General features: G+C 53.8%; 27 protein-coding genes. 12 read left to right on the forward strand and 15 right to left on the reverse strand.

The genetic code is table 11. The features are described 5' to 3' along the window. Positions 1–279: 279 nt before the first annotated feature. From flgL to flgB, 11 genes are all read right to left on the reverse strand, one after another. Positions 280–1,248 carry a flagellar hook-associated protein FlgL gene (flgL, locus tag ACFL9S_RS15365; protein WP_405262764.1) on the reverse strand — a complete coding sequence of 323 codons (969 nt, stop codon included), beginning with the start codon at positions 1,246–1,248 and terminating at the stop codon, positions 280–282. A 19-nt stretch (positions 1,249–1,267) separates the two neighbouring features. Next, the gene (gene flgK, locus ACFL9S_RS15370) at positions 1,268–2,911 is read right to left on the reverse strand and encodes a flagellar hook-associated protein FlgK (protein ID WP_405262765.1); all 1,644 of its coding nucleotides are present in this window, start codon (positions 2,909–2,911) and stop codon (positions 1,268–1,270) included. A 132-nt stretch (positions 2,912–3,043) separates the two neighbouring features. Further along, positions 3,044–3,985, reverse strand: a complete 942-nt coding sequence (flgJ, locus tag ACFL9S_RS15375) for a flagellar assembly peptidoglycan hydrolase FlgJ (protein ID WP_405262766.1) — start codon at positions 3,983–3,985, stop codon at positions 3,044–3,046. Continuing rightward, entirely contained in the window at positions 3,985–5,091 is a 1,107-nt protein-coding gene (locus tag ACFL9S_RS15380) for a flagellar basal body P-ring protein FlgI (protein WP_405262767.1), read from the reverse strand. The genes flgJ and ACFL9S_RS15380 overlap by 1 nt, the downstream gene beginning before the upstream one ends. A 9-nt stretch (positions 5,092–5,100) precedes the next feature. After that, on the reverse strand, positions 5,101–5,802 hold the full coding sequence (locus tag ACFL9S_RS15385) for a flagellar basal body L-ring protein FlgH (protein WP_405262768.1): 702 nt from the start codon (positions 5,800–5,802) through the stop codon (positions 5,101–5,103). An 86-nt stretch (positions 5,803–5,888) separates the two neighbouring features. Beyond that, on the reverse strand, positions 5,889–6,671 hold the full coding sequence (flgG, locus tag ACFL9S_RS15390) for a flagellar basal-body rod protein FlgG (RefSeq protein ID WP_405262769.1): 783 nt from the start codon (positions 6,669–6,671) through the stop codon (positions 5,889–5,891). Positions 6,672–6,686: 15 nt separating this feature from the next. Next, positions 6,687–7,442 (reverse strand): flagellar basal body rod protein FlgF, encoded by a 756-nt coding sequence (locus tag ACFL9S_RS15395; protein ID WP_405262770.1) that lies wholly within the window; start codon positions 7,440–7,442, stop codon positions 6,687–6,689. A 21-nt stretch (positions 7,443–7,463) separates the two neighbouring features. Then, on the reverse strand, positions 7,464–8,672 hold the full coding sequence (flgE, locus tag ACFL9S_RS15400) for a flagellar hook protein FlgE (protein ID WP_405262771.1): 1,209 nt from the start codon (positions 8,670–8,672) through the stop codon (positions 7,464–7,466). A 30-nt stretch (positions 8,673–8,702) separates the two neighbouring features. After that, on the reverse strand, positions 8,703–9,374 hold the full coding sequence (gene flgD / locus ACFL9S_RS15405) for a flagellar hook assembly protein FlgD (RefSeq protein ID WP_405262772.1): 672 nt from the start codon (positions 9,372–9,374) through the stop codon (positions 8,703–8,705). Positions 9,375–9,385: 11 nt separating this feature from the next. Next, on the reverse strand, positions 9,386–9,790 hold the full coding sequence (gene flgC / locus ACFL9S_RS15410) for a flagellar basal body rod protein FlgC (protein ID WP_062743747.1): 405 nt from the start codon (positions 9,788–9,790) through the stop codon (positions 9,386–9,388). A gap of 2 nt (positions 9,791–9,792) precedes the next feature. Continuing rightward, complete coding sequence (gene flgB, locus ACFL9S_RS15415) at positions 9,793–10,206, reverse strand: flagellar basal body rod protein FlgB (RefSeq protein WP_154750752.1); 414 nt, start codon at positions 10,204–10,206, stop codon at positions 9,793–9,795. A 156-nt stretch (positions 10,207–10,362) separates the two neighbouring features. Here flgB and flgA point away from each other — a divergent pair, with 156 nt between their 5' ends. From flgA to flgN, 3 genes are all read left to right on the forward strand, one after another. Next, positions 10,363–11,031, forward strand: coding sequence for a flagellar basal body P-ring formation chaperone FlgA (gene flgA / locus ACFL9S_RS15420; protein WP_405262773.1), 669 nt, complete (start codon positions 10,363–10,365; stop codon positions 11,029–11,031). Positions 11,032–11,135: 104 nt separating this feature from the next. Further along, a complete protein-coding gene (flgM, locus tag ACFL9S_RS15425; protein WP_167864384.1) occupies positions 11,136–11,438 on the forward strand; it encodes a flagellar biosynthesis anti-sigma factor FlgM in 303 nt (100 codons plus the stop codon). A gap of 3 nt (positions 11,439–11,441) precedes the next feature. Next, the gene (flgN, locus tag ACFL9S_RS15430; RefSeq protein ID WP_405262774.1) at positions 11,442–11,873 is read left to right on the forward strand and encodes a flagellar export chaperone FlgN; all 432 of its coding nucleotides are present in this window, start codon (positions 11,442–11,444) and stop codon (positions 11,871–11,873) included. Between the two features lie 258 nt (positions 11,874–12,131). On the opposite strand, the gene murJ is transcribed toward flgN, so the two are convergent. The 4 genes from murJ to rimJ all read right to left on the reverse strand — a co-directional run bounded on the left by murJ (position 12,132) and on the right by rimJ (position 15,987). Next, a complete protein-coding gene (gene murJ, locus ACFL9S_RS15435) occupies positions 12,132–13,670 on the reverse strand; it encodes a murein biosynthesis integral membrane protein MurJ (protein ID WP_405262775.1) in 1,539 nt (512 codons plus the stop codon). Between the two features lie 142 nt (positions 13,671–13,812). Next, the gene (locus ACFL9S_RS15440) at positions 13,813–14,736 is read right to left on the reverse strand and encodes a Gfo/Idh/MocA family protein (RefSeq protein ID WP_405262776.1); all 924 of its coding nucleotides are present in this window, start codon (positions 14,734–14,736) and stop codon (positions 13,813–13,815) included. After that, positions 14,733–15,383, reverse strand: coding sequence for a DUF480 domain-containing protein (locus ACFL9S_RS15445; protein ID WP_405262791.1), 651 nt, complete (start codon positions 15,381–15,383; stop codon positions 14,733–14,735). The genes ACFL9S_RS15440 and ACFL9S_RS15445 overlap by 4 nt, the downstream gene beginning before the upstream one ends. A 10-nt stretch (positions 15,384–15,393) precedes the next feature. After that, a complete protein-coding gene (gene rimJ, locus ACFL9S_RS15450) occupies positions 15,394–15,987 on the reverse strand; it encodes a ribosomal protein S5-alanine N-acetyltransferase (RefSeq protein ID WP_405262777.1) in 594 nt (197 codons plus the stop codon). Between the two features lie 261 nt (positions 15,988–16,248). On the opposite strand from rimJ, the gene grxB reads away from it, so the two are divergent. The 9 genes from grxB to ACFL9S_RS15495 all read left to right on the forward strand — a co-directional run bounded on the left by grxB (position 16,249) and on the right by ACFL9S_RS15495 (position 23,212). After that, the gene (gene grxB, locus ACFL9S_RS15455; protein WP_405262778.1) at positions 16,249–16,896 is read left to right on the forward strand and encodes a glutaredoxin 2; all 648 of its coding nucleotides are present in this window, start codon (positions 16,249–16,251) and stop codon (positions 16,894–16,896) included. 153 nt (positions 16,897–17,049) lie between these two features. Beyond that, the gene (locus tag ACFL9S_RS15460) at positions 17,050–17,613 is read left to right on the forward strand and encodes a lipoprotein (protein WP_405262779.1); all 564 of its coding nucleotides are present in this window, start codon (positions 17,050–17,052) and stop codon (positions 17,611–17,613) included. Positions 17,614–17,827: 214 nt separating this feature from the next. Beyond that, positions 17,828–18,592, forward strand: a complete 765-nt coding sequence (locus ACFL9S_RS15465) for an N-acetylmuramoyl-L-alanine amidase (protein WP_405262780.1) — start codon at positions 17,828–17,830, stop codon at positions 18,590–18,592. Between the two features lie 115 nt (positions 18,593–18,707). Continuing rightward, positions 18,708–19,760, forward strand: coding sequence for a dihydroorotase (gene pyrC / locus ACFL9S_RS15470; protein ID WP_405262781.1), 1,053 nt, complete (start codon positions 18,708–18,710; stop codon positions 19,758–19,760). An 88-nt stretch (positions 19,761–19,848) separates the two neighbouring features. Next, positions 19,849–20,091 carry a DNA damage-inducible protein I gene (gene dinI / locus ACFL9S_RS15475; RefSeq protein ID WP_133842775.1) on the forward strand — a complete coding sequence of 81 codons (243 nt, stop codon included), beginning with the start codon at positions 19,849–19,851 and terminating at the stop codon, positions 20,089–20,091. 182 nt (positions 20,092–20,273) lie between these two features. Next, complete coding sequence (locus tag ACFL9S_RS15480) at positions 20,274–20,546, forward strand: hypothetical protein (RefSeq protein ID WP_405262792.1); 273 nt, start codon at positions 20,274–20,276, stop codon at positions 20,544–20,546. A 235-nt stretch (positions 20,547–20,781) separates the two neighbouring features. Then, positions 20,782–21,036, forward strand: coding sequence for a biofilm formation regulator BssS (gene bssS / locus ACFL9S_RS15485; RefSeq protein ID WP_133842771.1), 255 nt, complete (start codon positions 20,782–20,784; stop codon positions 21,034–21,036). 106 nt (positions 21,037–21,142) lie between these two features. Continuing rightward, positions 21,143–22,258: an N-methyl-L-tryptophan oxidase gene (gene solA / locus ACFL9S_RS15490; protein ID WP_405262782.1), complete on the forward strand. Its 1,116-nt coding sequence runs from the start codon at positions 21,143–21,145 to the stop codon at positions 22,256–22,258. A gap of 399 nt (positions 22,259–22,657) precedes the next feature. Beyond that, the gene (locus ACFL9S_RS15495) at positions 22,658–23,212 is read left to right on the forward strand and encodes a cytochrome b (protein WP_405262783.1); all 555 of its coding nucleotides are present in this window, start codon (positions 22,658–22,660) and stop codon (positions 23,210–23,212) included. The last annotated feature ends 3 nt before the right edge of the window (positions 23,213–23,215 follow it).

Below are 23,215 nucleotides of genomic sequence, written 5' to 3' on the forward strand. Positions count from 1 at the left end.
CCTCTCCTGGCTGTTCAACGCACGGCTCTTCCCGATGTGCGCAACGCTGTTGTGCCAAAGCGTTAAGAACGACGCGCTGCGAGCATGCGTACACCGGCTGTCATCAGCCTGGCGAATCATAGCCACCAATACATCATCGACAAGTCATTGAAAGGGGCGGGCCACGCCGGTACTGAGGGGAATAGCAGACAAAAAAAACCCGCTGTCAGCATTTGGTCGCTGTCAGCGGGAGAAACTGAACGTACCCGGTTTAAGCACGCTCAAATCTTAGAAGTCAGTCTATGAATTCATCTTGAACAGAGACAGTTTGGACATCTGCTGGAACACGGTGTAGGAAGCCTGTAAGGCTGCCTGCTGCATGGTGTAGCTGGAGATGGTCTCAGTAGTATCAGCACCGATCAGCCCACTCATCTGCGTTTTCAGGTTCAGCGTAGTATCGTCACCTTTCGCATCCAGTTTTCCCAGCTCATCCAGATTGGTCCCGATCTCAGAACGCACTTTGGAGACGTTTTCCATCGCATTGCCTAAACCACGGTTAGCTTTGCCCATCTGCAAGGCCTCGGCATCAACCGCCGTTTGATCGGCATCTTTCAACGGTACTTTCAGTGACTTAATCGCCGTATCCAGGATGGTGAAGATATTGCTTTCGCCGGTTGTACCGTCAGGCTCTTTCACTGCGTTGCTGGTCAGCGAGTCGAATACCTGATTACCGGTATGGTTAATGGTCAGCGTACGACTGGAATCCACTTTCTGTGTAATCGCCGTCAGGCCGCCGTTATAGGTGGTATCACCTGTAGTGGCATCGGTGGTGAAAGGTGCTTTATCGCTTTCATAACCGGCAAAGACATAGCGACCATTGCCATCGGTACTGTTCGCCAGGTTGAGCAACTGCGCGCGAATACCTTCTAACTGCGTGGCATAAGAGGCACGGTCATCATCAGATAAAATCCCGTTCGACGCGGCGACTACGGTGGTCTTGGCGGTGATAATCACATCAACCACCTGAGCAAGCGTGGTGTCTTCAGTGGACTGGTTCTGCGTAGCAAACACACGCGCCGTTTTGAACTGCGCGGTTTCGGCCTGAGCCTGAGACACCACAACCGCCTGTGCTGCAGCCACCGGGTCATCGGACGGCCGGTTAACACGGTTACCCGTAGAGAGCTGCTCACCTACTTTCAGCCAGCTAGACTGAGAGGTCTGGATGCCGCGCATCTGCTGGTCATAGATCATGCCGGTACTGAGTCGCATGGGTTAGTTCCTCTGAAAATTAGCTGACAGCACTGAGGAGTGACTGAAAAATAGTAGAAGCGGTCTGCAATACCTGGGCGTTGGCCATGTAGTACTGCTGATAGCGCGTAAGGTTGGAATACTCTTCATCGAGGTTAACCCCGGACACCGACTGCTGTTGGTTAGTCAGCTGCGTAACCACCGCTGCCTGCGTGGTGCTGGTGGTTTCCAGCGTGCTGGTTTTGTTACCGACATTGGCCACCAGGCTGGCATACGCCTGCGTCAGTGTACTTTTGCCGTTTATCACATTGGCTGTTTGCAGACCCAACAGCTTTTGTACGTTTTCATTGTTACTTTCACCGCCGGTCGAGCTGGCCGCAGCCAGCTTGGCTTCTTCGGTCACCAGCACACTCATCCCGGTCACCACACTCGACACGGGCTTGATGGTGAAACTGTCTTTAGCCGCTGGCAGCGTGTCATACGCCACAGAAAGACCATCAAACGACAGCGTTTGAGCCGTTGCATCAACCGTGACCGGGGATTTGGTGTTATCTGACAGGCGAGTTGCCGTCCAGTTAGTCCCGTCATAACTGACGGTGTAGTTCGATGCCTGTACGACTGTCGTATCTGCCCAGGTTGCAGTCAGATTCGCACTGCCGGTATTTTTGGCGTTCGAGATCACGGATGGGCTGCCGAGGGCGAAGAAAGCACCGCCAACTGCACCATCAATGTCTTTACCCAATTCATGCTGAGTATTGAAGCTGGTGCCCAGCGCCATCGCCAGTTGACCCACCTGGTTGCGCACGCTGTCAAGATCGCTGCGGAATGCCAGTAATCCCCCCAGAGAACCTGTCGTGATCAGTTTTTCCGAAATCTCGACTTTTTGGCCCGTCACAGAATCAACGGTCGCGATCGTATTACGCGATGGATCGGCACTGGAAGGCACGGTGGCCAGTTGACTGTAAGTGTCGCCCTGAACCAGAGAAATGCCGTTACCCACGGAGATATTGTAACTACCGCCATCCTGCTGGGTGACGTTAACGCCGACCAGCTTATTCAGTTCACTGACCAGCTGATCGCGCTGATCGAGCAAATCGTTCGGCTCATTGCCGCCGCCCGCACCTTTCAGTTTGATGATCTGCTGGTTAACGTTAGCGATCTGTTTGGCGTAGTTGTTGACCTGCTCAACAGTGGCTTTCAACGACGTGTTCACACTGCTGTCAAGGTTGGTCAAATAGGTGTCAGTGACTTTGAACTGATTGACCAGCCCTTCTGCTTTGCCGATAACGGCCTGGCGGGAAGAAGAGTCGCTGGCGTTGCTGGAAAGCGTCTGCAGCGAGCTGAAGAAGTCCTGCATATTGGTCGACAGTGTGTTGGTGGTGCTGGACAGCATGTCGTCAATACTGGAAAGCTGGCTGTACTGCGTGGTAATGGCGCTGGATTGAGCGCTGGCCGCACGCAGCTGGTTGGTGATGAACTGGTCATACTCACGATACACCGTGGAGACATTAGCACCGTTACCATAGTAACTGCCGCCGTTCAGGGTACTGCTGGCCTGAGCCAGCACGGTGGTCTGGCGTGAATAACCGGTAACGGCATAGTTAGTAATGTTGTTACTGGTGGTGTTCAGCGCAGCAGATGCGGCGCTTAACCCGCTCATCGCGGTATTAATTAAGTTTGCCATTTCGGTTCCTTGTTCACCGGCAACTGCAGAGCCAGCATTGACGAATCGTTTGCCGGGAAGGGATTAAGGTCATTCCGGCCTGAAAAGGTTATCGGTTAAACCGGGGCAAACTTGAGCATTTCCCCGAAAAATTTAAAACAAATCGCCGATATCCTGGCTGTAGGCTTTGACCACTTTCTCACCCATATTCTTGAACTGCTGGATCATACCGACCAGCTTTTGCGCATATTTAGGATCGGTGGCATAACCCGCAGCCTGCAACGCCTGCGCGCCCTGTTCAGGTGAGGATGCGGTGGTCACAGCCGCATAGCGTGGGTTGTTACTCAGCAGCTTGACGTAGTCGTTCAGGGCATCGAAATAGGAGTCGTAAACGCGGAATTTTTGCTTCACCTTTTTCGCTTCACCGTTCTCAAATTCGGTGGTCATCACATCGGTGGTTTTACCCTGCCAGCTGCCCGTCGCTTTAATACCAAAGACGTTATAACTGGGCTTGCCGTCACGCGTCAGGATCTGGCGCTGGCCCCAACCCGATTCGAGTGCGGCCTGGGCCAGAATCAGGTGATGAGGAATACCACTTTTCTCACTCGCCGCCTGTGCTGGCTTCGACAGCATCGCGATAAAGTCACCATTGTCACCTGACAGCGGCATCTCTGCGCTGGAGAAACGCGGCACCGCTTTACGGACGATTTGTTCCATCGCCAGCGGTGGCAACGTGTTGATAAAGCTCTTATCCAGCGGCATGGGCACCGTGCCTGCTTTCTCATCCAGCGGCTTCTGCCCTTCCATCTGCTTCACGATAAGGTCAGCCAGACCGAGGCCTTTCGCCCCGATCTGCTGGCCAATCTGCTGATCGTACATTGAGGTATAAAGCCGCGTCTGTTCACTGCTCATCAGGCCATCCTGTGGCAGCGCCTGGCGCATGCTTTTCAACATCATTTGTACAAACATCCCTTCGACCTGTTTTGCCACTTCGCGCGCATGCGCTTTCGGGTCATTTCCGGCTAACCGTTTCAGGGTGTTCAGCGAGCGGCTGTCATACGCCGCGCTGCTCAGAGACTGGCTGTTGTCGCTCATCAGATAATTTCCAGTTTTGCGTGCAGGCAACCTGCGCTCTGCATTGACTGTAAAATAGACATCAGATCAATCGGGGTCGCACCCAGCGCATTCAGTGCCCGCACGACGCTGTTCAGATTGGCGGTAGCATTGACGGTTTGCAGCGCGCCGCCGGTCTGACGCATATCAATCTGCGTCTGCGGTGTCACCACCGTCTGACCGCCGCCCAATGGCGTGTTTGGCTGGCTGACATTCTGCGTCTGATTAACGGTGACCGAGAGATTACCCTGCGCAATAGCACACTGCGTCAGATTCACTTCGCGGTTCATCACCACCGACCCGGTGCGTGAGTTGATAATCACTTTGGCATCCTGAATCGGCATGGACACTTCAATGTTCTGAATATCGGCCAGCAGGCGCACCTGAGAGGTACTGTTTGCGGTAGAGCGAATCTGCACGGTACGACCATCAATAGCCTGCGCCATGCCATAGCCGCCACGGCTGTTAATCGCATCGCTGATGCGTTGCGCCATGCTGAAATCTTCCTGGTTCAGGAACAGACTCACCACGTTACTGGTCCCGAAGTTATTCGGCAGTTCACGTTCAATCGTCGCACCGCCAGTAATACGGCCACCGTTCACCTGGTTAACCTGCACACTGCTGCCACCGGCAGAGGCACTGGCCCCGCCAATCAGAATGTTACCCTGCGCCAGCGCATAGACCTGATTGTCGACCCCTTTCAACGGTGTCATCAACAGCGTGCCGCCGCGCAGGCTTTTGGCGTTACCCATAGAGGAAACCACCACATCCAGCACCTGCCCCTGACGACCAAAGGCCGGCAGTTTGGCGGTAATCATCACCGCAGCCACGTTTTTCAACTGCATATTGGTACCAGCGGGAACGGTGATCCCTAATTGCGAAAGCATGTTGCTCAGGCTCTGCGTGGTAAACGGCGTCTGGGTCGTCTGGTCACCCGTTCCATCCAGCCCCACGACCAGGCCGTAACCAATCAGGGAGTTATCTCGCACGCCGCCGACGGTGGTCAGATCGCGTATACGATCGGCCTGAGCCAGGGTGCTAAACCCCACCGCCAGCAGCAGGGCAAATCGAATCAGTACATTACGCATTAAAACCTCTTACATCGGTGATATGTTCAGGAAGAACCGCTGCAGCCAGCCCATGGTTTGCGCTTCATTAATGTAGCCGTTACCGACGTACTCAATGCGCGAATCTGCCACCTGGGTGGAAACAACGCTATTGCTGGCGCTAATCGTGCGTGGGTTAACCACACCGGAGAAGCGGATAAACTCTGTTCCCTGATTAATCTCAATCTGTTTCTCACCCACCACATTCAGGTTGCCGTTGGGCAGCACCTGATTAACGGTAACGGTGATAGTCCCGGTAAAGGTATTGTTGGCTGTCGCGCCCCCCTTCCCGGCAAAATCATTTTTCCCTTCTCCGGCGAAGGTGGCCTTATCGCTACCCAGCAGTCCGACCAGGGCGCGCGGTGTCGCAGTCAACCCGAAGCTGGAAGTACCATCACGTCCGGCATTGGCAGAAGAACTCTTACTCGCGCTGACATTTTCCTGCAGCGTGATGGTTAATGTGTCGCCAATATTACGTGGGCGGCGATCCTCAAACAGCGGCTGATAGCCGTAGTTCATTGGCATCACACCCTGAAAAATCGAACCGTTAACCAGTGCAGGCGAAGCAGGCAGCGGCTGGGCCGTCGTCGAGCCTTCGACCAGTGGCTTACGGGGAACTAACGCACAACCGTTAAGCGTCAGCAGCAACGTGGCTACCAACAAACGTCCAGGCAATGAGATCTGCTGCGCCATGGATATAAACCTTTCATTACGTGAATATTTTATTAACGGGCCGGGCAAGCCCGGCACCTGTAACGGTCAATCTGTCCGTTTTACACTTACAGCTGGGTCAGTTTCGCCAGCATCTGATCGGAAGTGCTCACAGCCTTACTGTTAATTTCGTAAGCGCGCTGAGTCTGGATCATGCTGACCAGCTCTTCCGCTACGTTAACGTTCGATGTTTCCACATAGCCCTGGTACAGCGTACCGGCACCATTGTTGCCTGGGTTGCTTTCCGTTGGCGCACCAGAAGCCTGCGTTTCCTGGTAAAGGTTCTCACCCATACTTTCCAGACCGGCGTCATTGATAAAGGTACTCAGCGTCAGCTGCCCTACCTGTATCGGGTTAGTCTGGCCCTGCTGCGTCACGCTCACCACACCGTCGCGGCTGACGGTCATGCTCAGGGCGTTAGCAGGGATGGTGATGGCTGGCTGTACCGGGAAACCGCCGTTGGTGACCAGCTGGCCATTCTGATCGGTCTGGAAAGAACCATCGCGTGTATACGCGGTAGTCCCATCCGGCATCTGTACCGAGAAGAAACCCTGACCGCTGATCGCGACATCTTTCGATGAATCGGTCTGTGACAGGTTGCCCTGGTTATGCAGACGTTCAGTCGCCACCGGACGCACACCCGTACCGATCTGTAAACCAGAAGGCAGCGTGGTCTGTTCAGATGACTGAGCACCCGGCTGACGCATGGTCTGGTACATCAGATCTTCAAATACCGCGCGCTGACGTTTAAAACCGTTGGTGCTAACGTTTGCCAGGTTGTTGGCAATAACGTCCATATTGGTCTGCTGGGCGTCAAGGCCGGTCTTGGCAATCCATAGAGAACGGATCATGTGTTATTCCTCTTATCAGCTCATTGACAGCAGCTGGTTGGCTCTTTGTTCGTTTTCATCGACGCTGGAAATGACTTTCATCTGCATCTCGAAACGACGGGCGTTGGCAATCATATCGACCATGGTCTGCGTGGAACTGACGTTGCTGCCTTCCAGAACGCCCGGCATCACTTTCATCGTCGGGTCGAGCGGTAAGGTGGCGCCACGTTGTGCCACCGCGCTGGCGGAAACGCGGAACATACCGTCATCGCCGCGCGTCAACTCGTTACCCGTGGCTTTCACCAGTTTGAGCTTGCCCAGCTGTACCGTTGCATTCGGCGCATCGCCCGGGTTCAGCGCAGTAATTGAACCGTCAGCCGCGATAGTGAGTTCAGAACCCTGCGGAACCGCAATCGGTCCGCCATCGCCCATCACCACGTTGCCCTGTACGGTCAGCTGCCCGGCTGGGCTGACTTCCATATTCCCGTTGCGGGTGTAGGCTTCGGTGCCGTCGGCGGTTTGTACCGCCAGCCAGCCGTCACCCTGCATCGCCACGTCCAGCGCACGCTCGGTATAGTCCAGCGCGCCCTGAGTCATATCTGCTCCCGGCGTTGAGGCCGTGACCAGCGTACGGGTAGGCAATGACAAACCTTCCACCGGCACCGCACGCGCAGCACTCAGCTGCGCACGGAATCCCGGTGTTGCGGCGTTGGCCAGGTTGGCCGCCGTCACTGCCTGCTGATCGAGGGTCTGACTGGCAGCCCCCATTGCGGTATAGATTGCGTGATCCATAGAACGATCCTGTTAACCGAATTAGCGCAGGTTGACCAGCGTGTTAAGAATCTGGTCCTGAGTTTTGATGGTCTGCGCATTCGACTGATAGTTACGTTGCGCGACGATCATGTTCACCAGCTCTTTACTCAGATCCACGTTCGACGACTCCAGCGCACCGGCGGTCAGCGTACCGAGGTTACCGGTACCCGCGATGCCGGTCAGCGCCTGACCAGAAGAAGACGTCGCAGACCAGACGTTGTTACCTTCTGATTTCAGGCCTTCCGGGTTAGCGAAGTTAGCCAGGACGATCTGACCCAGTACCTGAGTCTGTTCGTTGGAATAGGTACCGATCAGGGTGCCGTCATCGTTGATCTGGTAGCTGGTCAGTTCACCCGGTTTGTAACCGTTCTGAGTGGGGTTACCAAAGGTGCTGGTGCCATTGTTCTGCTGCAGGCTGCCGGTGATATCAACGTTCAGCGCGGTCGGACCTAATGAACCGTTCAGCGTATCCATGGTGTAGCTCACCAGACCGCTCGCTGGGGTCGTCAAATTACCGCTCTTGTCAAATACCAGAGGAGTCGCCGTCCCTTTCAGGCCAGTTGACGCATCGTATGGCGTCACCGTCCAGTTGTTATCAGCGGTCTTATTGAAGTACAGGTTGATGGTGTGTGAGTTACCCAGCGAGTCATAGGTGGTCATTGATGACTTGGCGTTATAGGTCGTCGGGTCGGTGATATCTAAAGTCCCTACCGCTTTGACAGTATCCGTCGAGTTCAGGTTGGCCGTCATCGCTGCGGTGGTGGTCGCCTTGGCTGACATCGCGGTGGTTGGCACGCTCAATGCCACCGGGTTAGCCCCCGTCTGAATGGTTGGCGGGGTGCCGGTGGCCGGATAGCCGGTCAGCTGCAGGCCCTGCATGTTAACGATATTACGGTTTGCATCCAGCGTGAACTGGCCGTTGCGGCTGTAATACACGGCACCGGTGGTGTCCGCCATACGGAAGAAACCCTGCTGGCTGATCGCCACATCAAGGCCACGGCTGGTGGTGGTGGTGGTACCGTCGTTAAAGTCCTGCACCACGGCCGCAACCTTGGTTCCCAGACCGACTTTGGAACCGGCAAACATATCAGCAAACGCGACGGTGCTGGATTTAAAGCCCGCTGTAGCGGAGTTGGAAATGTTGTTACCAATAACGTCGAGGTTGCTGGATGCTGCGTTTAAACCGCTGACCGCTTGTGAAAAGCCCATGTTGTCACTCCTGAAGCATAAATTAGTGGATTAAATAATCTGACGTACGTTATCCAGGGTGGTAGTACCCATGGTGCCAAGGTCAAGTACAGCCCCTTTCGCATTACTGCTGACGCCGCTCACGTAGGCATAGTTCAGCGGCTGCGCAACCAGCTGGCCGGTAGCATTGCTGGCGCTGATAGAAACGGTGTATTTACCATCGGCCGCCGTGGTGCCATCGGCCGCTTTACCATCCCACTGGAAGGTATGCACACCGGCGGACTGTGCGCCCAGATCAATGGTCTGAATCACTGCGCCGCTTGAATCTTTAATGGTGGCAGTGGTGGCGGTAGAAGCCTGCGCCAGCTCAACGCCAAACGGCGTGGAGGTACTGCTGCCCACCAGAACCTGTGAACCATTAACCATCACACCGTGACCAATCAGGGTTGACGCCTGTAAAGACTGACCAGAGGTGATCTGCCCGGAAATCGATCCCAGAGTCGTGTTCAGTTTTTCAATACCGCTCAGGGTATTGATCTGCGCCAGCTGCGAGGTCAACTGACTGTTGTCCATCGGGTTGGTCGGGTCCTGGTTCTGCAACTGAGTCACCAGCAGCGTCAGGAAGTTACTCTGTAAGTCTGCTGCTGACGTGTCAGAAGAAGACGAAGAGGATTTAAGCGTGGTGGACGCCTGTGTTTCATTAACACCAACAGCAATACTCATCGGGAAGCTCCTTATTGACCCATGGTTAAGGTTTTCAACATCATCTGTTTAACGGTGTTTAAAACCTCAACGTTGGCCTGATAACTGCGCGAGGCCGACATGGTGTTCACCGTTTCTCCTACTACATCCACATTGGGCATTTTCACGTAACCTTTGGCATCGGCCATCGGATTACCGGGTTCGTACACCAGACGCGCCGGGGCAGGATCATCGATCACCTGCGCCACTTTCACGCCGCCGGTCGGGGAGCCGGGTGCCGCGTCGGTTTGAAACACTACCTGCTTCGCCACATAGGGCTGACCATCTGGCCCGGTAACGCTGTCGGCGTTGGCCAGGTTACTGGCGCTAACGTTAAGACGCTGTGACTGTGCAGCCATTGCCGAACCGGCAATATTGAAAATATTTAAAAGTGCCATCGTTATTGCCCCTGTAGCACAGACATCATGCCTTTAATCTGACTGCTGATAGCCATCAAATCCGTCTGATATTTCAGACTGTTATCGGCAAACTCTGTACGTTCGCGGTCCATATCGACCGTGTTACCGTCCAGCGCAGGCTGGTCAGGAACGCGGTACATCAGGTCCATCGAAGGAGGTTGAAGATTTTCCGCAGGAATATGGCGTGCCGACGTCACCGCCAGCGACAGCCCGGAACCCTGCGCCCGCCCTTGTTCCAGCACCTTATTCATCTGGCTGGCGAAATCGATATCGCGTGCCTGATAGCCCGGCGTGTCAGCATTGGCGATGTTGGATGCCAGGATTTCCTGTCGCTGTGCACGCAGGTTCAGGGCTTCGGTATTAAACCGTAGTGCTGCGTCCAGTTTGTCGAGCATGCGTCCTCCGCAAGTGAGAATTTAGAGCTGACAGCATAATCTCGGGGGGGAAAGGGCTATCGTTTGAATAGCGCTAAAAACCGTCGCTAATTTGCGCCTTGACAATATGCATCTGAGGGTAGAATCGGTGCCATGTTGAAATTAAGGGGGTCTCTGATGCGAGGATTCACACGACTACTGGCCGTTTTACTGGCTCTGATAAGCGTCTCTGCCAGTGCCGTCGACCTTAACGCACAGCTGAATGAATTTTTTAAAAATCGCTATGGGCAAAGCGGGCAGTCTGCCGATAACCTCACCGTGGTGGTGAAAACCCCGCAGAACATGTGGCCAGCCTGTGAGCAGCCGCAGTTTTCGCTGCCGGGCAACAGCCGTATGTGGGGCAATATCAGCGTTGCCGCCAATTGCGATCAAAATCGCCGTTATATTCAGGTTCAGGTACAAGTTAGTGGCGAGTATCTGGTTGCCACCCGCCAGGTGCCACGCGGCGCGACGATTGCCGCCAGCGACATGCGGATGGAGCAGGGCCGACTGGATACCCTGCCCGCCCGTACCCTGACGAGTTCCGCTGACGCGGTCGGTGCCGTCGCCCTGCGCGATATCAATCCCGGCCAGCCAGTGACCATGATGATGATGCGCCAGCCGTGGCGGGTGAAAGCCGGCCAGATGGTCACCGTGACCGCCAGCGGCGAAGGTTTTAATATCAGCAGCGAAGGCAAGGCAATGAACAATGCCACCGCCACGCAACCGGTCAGAGTTCGGATGAGTTCAGGGCAGATAGTGATGGGTAAGGTCGACGCTAATGGGAATATTCTGATATCGCTATAAACCACTAAAGAAGGCTACAGTTCTGCCGATAGTGTTAATAACGGTCATTGTACTATTAGAATATTGAACATCAGACTCGTAGGTCTGAGTTAACAGGAGCGCATATGAGCATCGACAGAACCCAGGCATTGAAACCAGCCAGCACTGTACAGTCACGTGACACCAATGATGTTGCCCAGCCAAAAGCGCGTGCAGCAGAAAGCAAAACCACTGAAACCACAACCGGTACTCAGGTTGTTCTCAGCGGCGCACAGTCACAGTTGAGCAAAGCCAGCTCACAGGACATTAATACCGCCCGTGTTGAAGAGCTGAAGAATGCAATTCGCAACGGCGAACTGAAAATGGACACCGGCAAAATTGCCGACGCGCTGATTCAGGAAGCTAAAGACTCACTGCAAGGTAATTAACCCATGGATAAGCTGCAAAACGCACTTGATAAAATGCTTGAAGTTCTTTCGTCGCTGGCCGATGTCATGAATGCAGAGCAAGAACAGCTCTCGGCAGGTCAGGTCAACAGCAGCTTATTACAGCGAATTACCGAGGATAAAAGCTCTTTACTGGCTACCCTCAACTTCCTGGAAGAGATGCGTCGTGACGCGGAGAAAGCCACTGGCACACACGTGCCTTATAGCCAGCACCCTGCGCTTGCACGGCGCTGGGCGGCCATTCAGGAACAGACGGTAAAACTGCGTGATACCAATTTACATAACGGTATGTTGCTCAACCATCAGATCAGTCATAACGAGCATGCGCTGCAAGTCTTGAAGCCTTATCAGTCACAAAAATTTTATGGTCCTGACGGTCATGCGATTACCACCGCTCCGGTGAGTCGCAAAGCCTGACCCCCGTCATACTTCAAGCTGCCTGCGCGTTGGCTGCACTCGTTCACCCGAATCACTTACTTCAGTAAGCTCATCGGGATTCGCTCGATTGCCGCGTTACTCGGCCCTTTAATGGGCCTCGCCCCTTCGGGGCCAGCACAGGTGCTGTTCAAAAACGCATTGCGTTTTTGTCATCCAGCTCGAATTATTTAGGGGTTCGATTTTGATTTACTTTACCCCGCTGCGCCTTGGCGCCGCGGGGTTTTTCTGTTTGTTTTTTTACAGCGCCGTCCTGCGGGAAAAGTGGCGCGGGCGGAAGCCAAGAACACCCAGCACCACAAAATAGACGCCGCCGCCAACCGCACAAACCGCCGCCAGACGCAGTAAACGCGACAACATATTCCCGCTGGCCCAGTCAGGCATTACGTACATCATGCCGATTAATGCCGCCGCCATCACCACAACCGCAATAATCAGGCGCACCAGGAAACTCAACCAGCCGGGCTGCGGCTGGAAAATATCCTGCTTGCGCAGTTGCCAGTAGAGCAGCGCGGCGTTGAGGCAGGCAGCCAGCCCGATCGACAGCGACAACCCGGCATGTTTCAACGGACCGATAAACGCCAGGTTCATCACCTGCGTGGCCAGCAGCGTAAACAGCGCAATCTTCACCGGAGTCTTGATGTTTTGTCGCGAGTAAAAACCCGGCGCCAGCACCTTCACCACAATCAGCCCCATCAGCCCGACCGAATAGGCCACCAGCGCCCGTTGCGTCATGGCGGCATCAAACGCACTGAACTTGCCGTACTGGAATAACGATACGGTGAGCGGTTTCGCCAGAATCCCCAACGCCACCGCGCTCGGCAACGCCAGCAGGAAACAGAGGCGCAGCCCCCAGTCCATCAGCTTTGAATACTCGTCCTGGTTCCCGCTGGCAAAACTCTTCGCCAGCGAAGGCAGCAGAATGGTTCCCAGCGCCACGCCCAGCACCCCGGAAGGAAACTCCATCAGGCGGTCAGCGTAGTACATCCACGACACCGAACCGGAAACAAGGAAAGAGGCAAAAATGGTGTTAATGATCAATGAAATCTGGCTGACCGAGACGCCGAGGATCGCCGGCCCCATCTGGCGCATCACACGCCATACGCCCGCATCCTTTAAGTTGAGACGCGGCAACACCAGCATGCCGATTTTCTTCAGATGCGGCAGCTGATAGCCCAGTTGCAGCACGCCCCCCGCGACCACCGCCCACGCCAGGGCCATGACAGGCGGATGGAAGTGCGGCGCCGCAAACAGCGCAAAGCCGATCATACTGACGTTGAGCAGCGTTGGTGCAAAGGCCGGAACGGAAAAACGGTTCCAGGTGTTAAGGATCGCCCCCGCCAGCGACGCCAGCGAAATCAACAGAATATAAGGAAAGGTGACGCGCAGCAGTGAAGAGGTCAGCGCGAACTTATCCGGCGTGTCGGCAAAACCGGGGGCGGTAATCAGGATCACCCAGGGGGCGGCGAACATCCCCAGTACGGTGATAATGGCCAGGGCCAGCGTCAGCAGCCCGGACACATAGGCAATAAACACTTTGGTGGCTTCTTCGCCCTGCTTGCTTTTGTACTCTGCCAGGATCGGCACAAACGCCTGAGAAAATGCGCCTTCGGCAAAAATACGGCGCAACAGGTTTGGCAGTTTAAAAGCAATAAAGAAGGCATCGGTCGCCATCCCCGCGCCAAACACGCGCGCCACAATAGCATCACGCACAAAGCCCAACACGCGTGAAAACAGGGTCATGGAGCTGACCGCTGCCAGTGATTTCAACAGGTTCATGTATTTCCTGATTCTGATATCCGGGAAGACCGGCTTGCGACAATCACGGCCCAACGATCGTCGGGCCATTTAAGGTGCGGATAGTCTACTGAAGTGAAAGGAAATAACCACAGTGGATTGTTACGGGGTTTGTTGTGTAAACCTATTCCCGTTCGGCATCGCGCCACAATTTCTCGACCATGCGCTGGGCCAGCAATGCCTGCTCGCCGCTGATTTGCGGCATTGTCTGATTTTCCACGCAGCGGATAAAATGATGCGCCGCGCCGACAAAACCCCGCTGTTCCAGCGTAGTCTGCCAGCCTTTGATCGGATCAATCGTGATCTGCCCGGCTTTCTCTTGTTGCCAGTCACGCATATCGCTGACCTGATAGACCGCACCATCATCCACCGCCATCACGCGTTCCATCTGGCTGCCAGCACGACGATGCATACTGGTCGTCACCTGAACACCCGCCACGTTAAAGTGGTGTTCGGCATACAGCATCTGCCCGCTGTCATTAGTCTGTAACGTGCCACTCAGTAACTTTCCTTCGCCGCCGCCCAGCCACAGCGCGCTGTCGACCACATGCAGATAGTCATCCAGCAGGGTGAAAAACAGATCCTGCGGCCCCACGCTGTCACTGCGGTGTTTATCCATACGTATCGCCGCAGGTTGCGACAGCGCTGATTTCAACTGCAGGTAGCGTGGTGCAAAACGGCGGTTAAACGCCACCATCAGCTTACGCCCGCGCTTATCCGCCAGATCCACCAACCGCTCTGCCTCACTCAAGGTGGCAGCCAGCGGTTTATCCACGCAGACATCCACTCCGGCGCGCAGTAACCGATCGACTATCGCATAATGGCTGGCGGTGGTGCTGTGGACAAACACGGCATCACTGGCCGCAGCCAAATCGTCGAGGGAGCGGTGTAATGGAATACGATAGCTATCGCAGACCGGGCGCGCCTTCTCCTGATTCGGTGAAAACGCACCTGCAATCTGCCAGCCGTCTGTTTTCGTCAGCACCGGCAGCCAGGCTTTCTGCGCAATCCCGCCCAGGCCAACGATCCCCACCTTTACTGCGCTCATTCGGCCTCCTGCGCGGCCAGTAACCGAGCTACCTGCTGTTGTAGCGCCACAACCTGTTGTTCAAGGGATCCCACGCGCGCTTCCAGTCCGCTGTCAAGGTCACTCGCGTCGCTGGCAGCCAACGAACTTTCATCCACTTCACCGCTAAACAGATGCATATAACGGCTTTCGCGTTTACCCGGTTCACGCGCCAGACGCACCACCAGCGCGCCAGTTTCGCGCTGTGTCAGCCGCTCCAGCGTCTGTTCCACTTCGGACATATCGGCAAAATCATGCATCCGTGTACTGCGGGTGCGCAGCTCACCCGGTGTCTGCGCCCCACGCAGCAGCAGTGTCGTTATCACTGCCACTTCAGCCGCAGTAAACTTCAACTGCCCAAACTCGGAGTTACAAAAACGCTGTTCATACTTGACCACCCGGCTGCCAAAACCACTCAGCGCCGTCAGCTGGTGCTTTTTCACCAGCAAATCAAGCGTGTTTTGCACATCGCTGTCGGTCAGTGACATCACTGGCTCACGGTTGGACTTCTGGTTACAGGCCGTCACCACGCCGTTCAGCGACATCGGATACTGATCCGGGGTCGTGACCTGTTTTTCCAGCAGGCAGCCGATGACGCGCGCTTCAACGGCGGTAAAAGGGTTTTTGATCATCTGGGGGTTACACTCCGCGCCGCTCCGGCGTCCATTCATGGGAAGTCAGCGCCGTCAGAACATGGTCCTGCCAGCGTCCGTCAATCAGAAGATAATCTTTGGCGTAGCCCTCTTTTTCAAAACCGAGGCGCGCCAGTAAACCACCACTACGGTGATTGTGCGGCATGTAATTGGCCATAATACGATGCATACGCTGCTGGCGCTGCATATAACGAATCACACTTTGTAATGCTTCAAACATCATCCCTTGCCCCTGCCATTTTTCCCCCAGCGAATAACCGAGGTAGCAGGCATGAAATGACCCGTGCAAAATATTGCTGAAGTTCGCCACACCACGGACTTCATTTTCATCCGGGTCCATCACCGCGAAGTAAAAAGCGCTGCCCTGCTTCTGCATTTCGGCAATCAGCCCGAGCCGCACCTGCCAGCCGGAAGGATAACAGTGACTTTCATCACGCACCGGCTCCCAGGGTTTCAGAAAAGCGCGGTTTTCCGCATAGTAATCAGCCAGTCGCCAGGCATCACGCTCGTTGACCAGACGGACCACCAGTCGATCGGTAGTCAGGCGCACTTTCGGCGCAGCAGTACGGTAGCCAAACATTTTCTCTCCTGAAATCCCTGGCCGGGTATAAGTTTACGGGGGGATTAATCGGCGGAAAAAGCACGTTATCCCAATCGCTTTACTATAACCGCCATCAGGATCCCCGGTAAAATACTGCCGACTAAAAATTCGTAAAATTGTGGAGAAAACAACGAATGTCAGGGTCAGGTTTGCCCTATGGCGGGTTCTCTTCCATACTTCCCTTGTACATTCAGATATTTGATGAATGCTCATCAAATATCCCGATTGAAGGGGAACCGCTTGAAACTCTATATTTATGACCACTGCCCGTTCTGCGTGAAAGCCCGCATGATCTTCGGCCTGAAAAATATTCCGGTTGAACTGGTGGTGATGATGAACGATGACGAAGCCACACCCCATCGCCTGATCGGCCAGAAAATGGCCCCCATCCTGATGAAAGAGGACGGCAGCTGCATGCCGGAAAGCCTGGATATTGTGCAGTACATTGATCGCGGGGATCGTGAACCGCTGCTGACAGGCAAAACCAATCCGGCTATCAGCGACTGGCTTCGACACGTCCACACTTATGTGAATAAATTACTGTATCCGCGCGTGGCGGAAGCACCGTTTGCCGAGTTCGCCACCCCGGAAGCTCGCCATTATTTTAAAGCCAAAAAGCAGGCCGTCGCGGGTGATTTCGCTGAGCTGAGAGCACATTCAGCCGGCTGGATTAAAAACATCAATGATGACCTGCGTAAACTCGACAAGCTGATTGTTAAACCGAATGCCGTAAGCGGTGAACTGTCGCTGGACGATATCCATCTGTTTCCACTGCTGCGTTCATTGACGCTGGTGGCCGGGGTGGAATACCCGACCCGCGTGGCGGATTACCGCGACAATATGGCCAAACAGGCCCAGATCACCCTGCTCTCCTCTTCCGCTTCCTGACCTGTTCGGGCCGTCAAACGTCGGCCCGACACATCCCGTTGTCATTTACTCTGGTTTCTCTCAGTGTTGTCCTGGTGACGAACAGAGGCGAGTGGTGCATGCTATCCCCCAGATCCGGTAGGATCGACCGGTGGTTGATAACAGAGGAATAACATGAAAAAAATACTTTTTGGCCTAAGCGCTTTACTGTTAGCGGGTTTGGTCAGCGGCTGTAATGATATTGCCCAGTACCGCATCAGCGAACAGGACGTGAACCAGGCCCTGGTGAAACATAATAACTATGAGAAAAATATTGGCGTCTCCGGGTTGGCCGATGCGCATATTACACTGAGCGACCTCAACAGCCAGATTGGCCGTGAAGAACCGAACAAAATCACCCTGACGGGCAAAGCGAACGTCAACATCAGTTCCCTGTTCGGCCCGCAGCAGGCAGAAATGACGTTGAAGATGAAAGCTCAGCCGGTATTTAACCAGCAGGAAGGCGCGGTTTATCTGAAAGATATGCAGCTGGTTGATGTGACAGTGCAGCCGGAAAAAATGGCTGGCGTCCTGAAAACCCTGACACCCTATCTTAACGAGTCACTGAAGAATTACTTTAATCAGAAACCGGCTTATGTGTTAAGTACCGACCGCAGTAAAGCAGAGTCGCTGGCGAAACGCTTCGCCAAAGGGCTGGAAGTGAAACCGGGTGAACTGGTGATCCCCTTTACTGACTGATCGGCTGAACAATAAAGTGCCCGGTGTTCTACCCGTCCGCATTGCGTGCAAAACAGGATGCCGGGCTATCAAGCCACCCAGAAAGACAGATACATTCCATCATTAATTACTACAAACAATAACACGCCTCGCCCACCCTCTCATGGTTAAATAATCAGCGGAGCCATAACAGATATGGCATCAACACCTGAATACAAATCCAGAAGGAATCTGTATGTATCAAGTTGATTATAATAGCTATCGTTCAGTTAAAGGGTTCAATCACCGCGTACGTTTTCTGGTATTACATTATACCGCAGAGAATTTCAGTGACTCGGTGACGTCGCTGACCGGCTCCACGGTAAGCGTTCATTATCTTATTCCTGACCCTGCAGATGAAACTTATCTCGCCGCAGGTTTCAGTGAACTGCGTATTATTAATATGGTAGATGAAAATGAACGCGCCTGGCACGCGGGCACCAGTGTTTGGGCAAACAGAAGTAATCTGAATGATACCTCGCTGGGTATTGAAATTGTCAATCTCGCGACAGACCAAAACGGTAAATTCACTTTCCCACCCTATAATCCCTGCCAGATTGACGCGGTCAAACAGCTGGCATTGAATATTATTCAGCGCTATCCCGATATGAAACCAGAAAATATCGTGGCGCATAGCGATATTGCACCAGGGCGAAAAAGTGATCCCGGTGCCAGTTTCCCCTGGTATGAGCTTTATAAAGCGGGTATTGGTGCCTGGTATGACGATACCACCCGGATCCATTATCAAACCCTGTTCGATGGCGCACTTCCAGCGAAAAACACGGTTCTCCTGAAACTGAACCAATACGGTTATGACATTTCAGGTGCCAACAGTGACACGGGATACACCGCATTAGTTCGTGCTTTTCAGCTTCACTTCAGACAACGCCTTTACGATGGGGTGCTGGATAGCGAAACAGCTGCCATTCTGTATGCCCTGGTCGAAAAATATAAATCATAAGCAAAGACGCCGTTAGCGGGTATCGCTAAAAAACGGGTGCATTCCACCCGTTTTATCCCTATTCTTTGTACCCGGCCAAAACCTGCCTTTTTCCCACTCTGCCGGAGCACATCGCATGACCGCACAACCTCAGCAATTGATTATTCGCCGCCCAGATGACTGGCACATCCACCTGCGTGATGGTGAGATGCTGGAGGCGGTTGTGCCGTTTACCAGTGAGGTTTGTGGCCGCGCCATTGTCATGCCAAACCTCGTCCCCCCGGTGAGCAGCGTTGCCGCCGCCCGTGCCTATCGTGAGCGCATTCTGGCGGCCGTTCCTGCCGGTCATCACTTTACTCCACTGATGACCTGCTACCTGACTGACGGACTGGACCCGAACGAGATCGAAACCGGATTCACCGAAGGCGTATTCACCGCCGCAAAACTCTATCCCGCACATGCCACCACTAACTCTGCCCACGGCGTCACCCGCATTGCCTCCATTGCTCCGGTGCTGGAGCGCATGCAGAAAATAGGCATGCCGCTGTTGATCCACGGTGAAGTCACCGATGCGCATATCGATATTTTTGACCGTGAAGCGCGCTTTATTGAGACCGTGCTGCACCCGCTACGCCTGCAATTCCCGGAGCTGAAAGTGGTGTGTGAACATATCACCACCAAAGAAGCGGCCGCTTACGTGCTGGAAGGCAATCGTTTCCTTGGCGCCACCATCACACCGCAGCATCTGATGTTTAACCGCAACCATATGCTGGTGGGCGGTATTCGCCCGCATCTGTACTGCCTGCCAATCCTGAAACGCAATATTCACCAGCAGGCACTGCGTGACGCGGTGGCCAGCGGTCACAATCGCTTCTTCCTGGGCACAGATACTGCGCCGCATACCCGCGATCGCAAAGAGACCAGCTGCGGCTGCGCCGGAGTATTCAACGCACCCTCAATGCTGGCGGCCTATGCCACGGTATTCGAAGAGATTGGCGCCCTTGCCCACTTCGAAGCTTTCTGCTCCGAAAATGGCCCGCGCTTCTACGGTCTGCCGCTGAATGAAGGCACAGTGACGCTGGTTCGTGAACCGTGGACCGTAGCGGAATCCGTATCCGTTGGCAGCGATGGCCACACTCTGGTGCCGTTCCTGGCGGGTGAAACGATGAACTGGAAGGTCAGGATTTAATCGCAGAATCCCCCAAACCATCCCAAGATAATGATTGCGCACGGTTGAGTTACTGTATATATTCACAGTAATTCAACCGGAGGCTATCATGCGTATTGAAGTCACTGTAGCAAAAACCACGTCCCTGCCTGCTGGCGCCATTGATGCGCTGACGCAGGAACTCAGTAAGCGAATCGATAAACAGTTTCCAGATGGCACCAATACCATCTCGGTACGCTATGCCGGTGCCAATAATCTGACGGTGATGGGCGGCGGAAAAGAAGCTAAAGATCAGATCACCGATATTTTACAGGAAACCTGGGAAAGCGCTGACGACTGGTTTATCGCCTGAGTCAATGCCGTTGCAATGTCAGGCAATAGCGCTATTCCACCTCGATACCATAATGATTGTGCCGTTTTTGCCGGATACGCTATCCGGCTTTTTTATGCCTGAGTTTTGCGACTGAACGCTGATAGACGGCTCGGCTAGAATACCCTATTCTGATGCTGACATTTATTACTGAGGTTTTTGCTATGGCTGCCGATAATCCAGATGAGGCAATGACGTTTGGCGAACTGCTGGCGATGATTGGCGAACAGCAACGCCGTCTGACAGTATTAGAAAATGCCTTTTCCACCCTCTCTTTTTGTCTTGATGACAGAGCTAACCAACTGTTAATACACAGTTTAAAGCTTGAAGGGCAGAACCAGAACTACGATGAACAGCTTCAGCACCATTTCATCCGTCTGGCTGGGGAACTGGAAAAACGCACGGGAGTGCTGCCAACAATACCGGATGCACCTTAATTTAACCTGTATTGTCACGCCCGAAATAATGCTGCCATTCATCAGCAGGGTGATTATTTTCCGCCCTGCGGTGCTTAATTAGCGCGCGAATAGCGCCTGATTTTCACGCAGAACCAAATTTAAATCTGCGAACAAAAAAACTCCTGTTATAATTACAAAGCTCTAAGAAAAAAAGCCGCATTGAACCTCGATAAATCACTTCGTTGTCATCTTTCACGAGTAATAGGGGGTTATAATGGACAGAAACAAAGAGGTCATCCAGACACATCCCCTCATCGGATGGGATATCAGTACCGTAGACAGCTATGATGCCATGATGATCCGTCTGCACTCGCTCTCTTCCGACCATCAACCGGCTGAAGATGCTGAAGTCGGTCAGACCTACTGGCTGACCACTGATGTTGCAAGGCAATTTATTTCCATTCTTGAAGCTGGCATTGCCAAAATAGAAGCGACCGAATACCAGGACCGTGATTACAAGAAGCACTAATCTGCGACTGAATCTTGTTTCCCAAGGCACCCAACAGGGTGCCTTTTTCATGTCCGCCATATTTGCTATTCTGTTTCAATTGCTTGATTAACAGAGGCTGATACTGATGGTTTACGATTTAATTGTGGTGGGCAGCGGCTCCGTCGGTGCTGCCACTGGCTGGTATGCCACGCAGGCGGGTCTGAAAGTGCTGATGATTGACCGCCATCATCCGCCGCACGCAGAAGGCAGCCATCATGGCGAAAGCCGCCTCATCCGCCACGCCTACGGAGAAGGCGCACGCTATGTGCCGATGGTGCTGCGCGCCCAACAGCTGTGGGATCAGCTGGAACAACAGAGCGGCGAGCGCGTCATGCAGCGCAGCGGCGTACTGAACCTTGCCCCCCATCACTCCGAATTTATTCAGAATGTCATCCAGAGTGCTGAGCAATTTGCGCTGAATGTACAGATCCTGACTGAAGCAGAAATCAGCCAGCGCTGGCCACAGATTAGCGTACCCGACGGATATATCGGTGTGTTTGAACCGCAGTCGGGTTACCTGAAGTCAGAAGTTGCTGTTAAAAGCTGGATCCGCATGGCGAAAGATGCCGGTTGTGCCCAACTATTCAACTGCGGCGTGACGCAAATCGAGACAGAGGACGGCCTGCAAGCGGTCACCACCCCGGACGGCGTTTACCGCGCGCGCAAACTGCTGATCAGCGCCGGGACCTGGGTGAAAACCCTCTACCCTTCCCTGCCTGTCACCCCGGTGCGCAAAGTGTTTGCGTGGCATCAGGCCGACGGTCGCTACAGCGAAGACAATAAATTTCCGGCATTTACCGTCGAGATGCCGGATGGCATCCACTATTACGGTTTCCCCGCCGATAATAACGCCATCAAAATTGGCAAGCATGAAGGCGGGCAACCGATTGATGGGCCGGAAGGGCGTAAACCCTTCGGCAGCGTGGCGGAAGACGGCAGTGAGCTGTTTAACTTTATGCGCACCTTCCTGCCGGGCGTGGGCGTGTGTCTGCGCGGCGCAGCCTGCACCTATGACAACTCCCCGGATGAAGACTTTATTATTGATACCTTCCCCGGTGAGCCGAACCGCATGCTGATCACCGGTTTAAGCGGTCACGGCTTTAAATTCGCCAGCGTGCTGGGAGAAATTGCCACGCAGTTCGCACAGGGAAAAAGCAGCGAATTTGACTTAACGCCATTCGCGATCAAGCGTTTCCAGTAACACTCTGCACACCTAAAAATGGCTCATTTTATGAGCCATTTTTATTGCCAAAACGCAGCAAGGGGTTACGCACAATAGTCACTCCAGGCAATGCATTAATTTTCATAACGATTAAAACATGTCTGATATTGACATAAGGTGACAAAAAACTGACATTACCTTAAGCAACCAGCAAAAAAACAGAACATGATATTTTCATTCAATCGTCGTAAAAGTGCCAAATAGGCGCCAGCATCCGCCATTAAATATCACTCCCCTTCTGAATCACTGGTCATAGCTTAACTTTTCATTCAAAATATTTCACGATGTGTGATAATTTTAAAAGTAGTAAATTTATTTGTTGATTTTGCCCTTACATCTGGTCAGTCTTACTTAAAATTCTGACAGGTGGATCTCTCAATGCAGTGGAAAAATAGCGTGTCGCGTTATGGCTCACTGAGCATCACTTTGCACTGGCTGGTGGCGGGTACCGTTTACGGTATGTTTGCGCTCGGTCTGTGGATGGTCACCCAGGGCTATTATGATACCTGGTATCACAAAGCGCCGGAGTTACACAAAAGTATCGGCATGGTGCTGTTTGTTGTAATGCTGGTGCGAGTGGTGTGGCGCTTTGTTTCGCCGCCCCCTAAACCCCTCAGCAGTTACACGCCGCTGGTGCGTTACAGCGCCGTCGCCGCACATCTTCTGCTTTACGGCATTCTGTTTGCCATTCTAGTCAGTGGCTATCTGATTTCCACTGCCGAAGGTAAACCTGTTGACGTCTTTGGCGTGCTGCCGGTGCCCGCTCTCTTTTCCGGGCTGGGTGAACAGGCCGATCTGGCCGGCGATATCCACCTCTGGCTGGCATGGAGCGTGGTCATCCTTTCCGGGCTGCACGCGCTGGCCGCGCTGAAACACCACTTTATCGATCGCGATATTACGTTGAAAAGGATGCTGGGTCACCGCATCGACTAACTC

Origin of the sequence: Erwinia sp. AnSW2-5, assembly GCF_045107195.1 — a bacterium.
Taxonomy (GTDB): Bacteria; Pseudomonadota; Gammaproteobacteria; order Enterobacterales; family Enterobacteriaceae; genus Erwinia.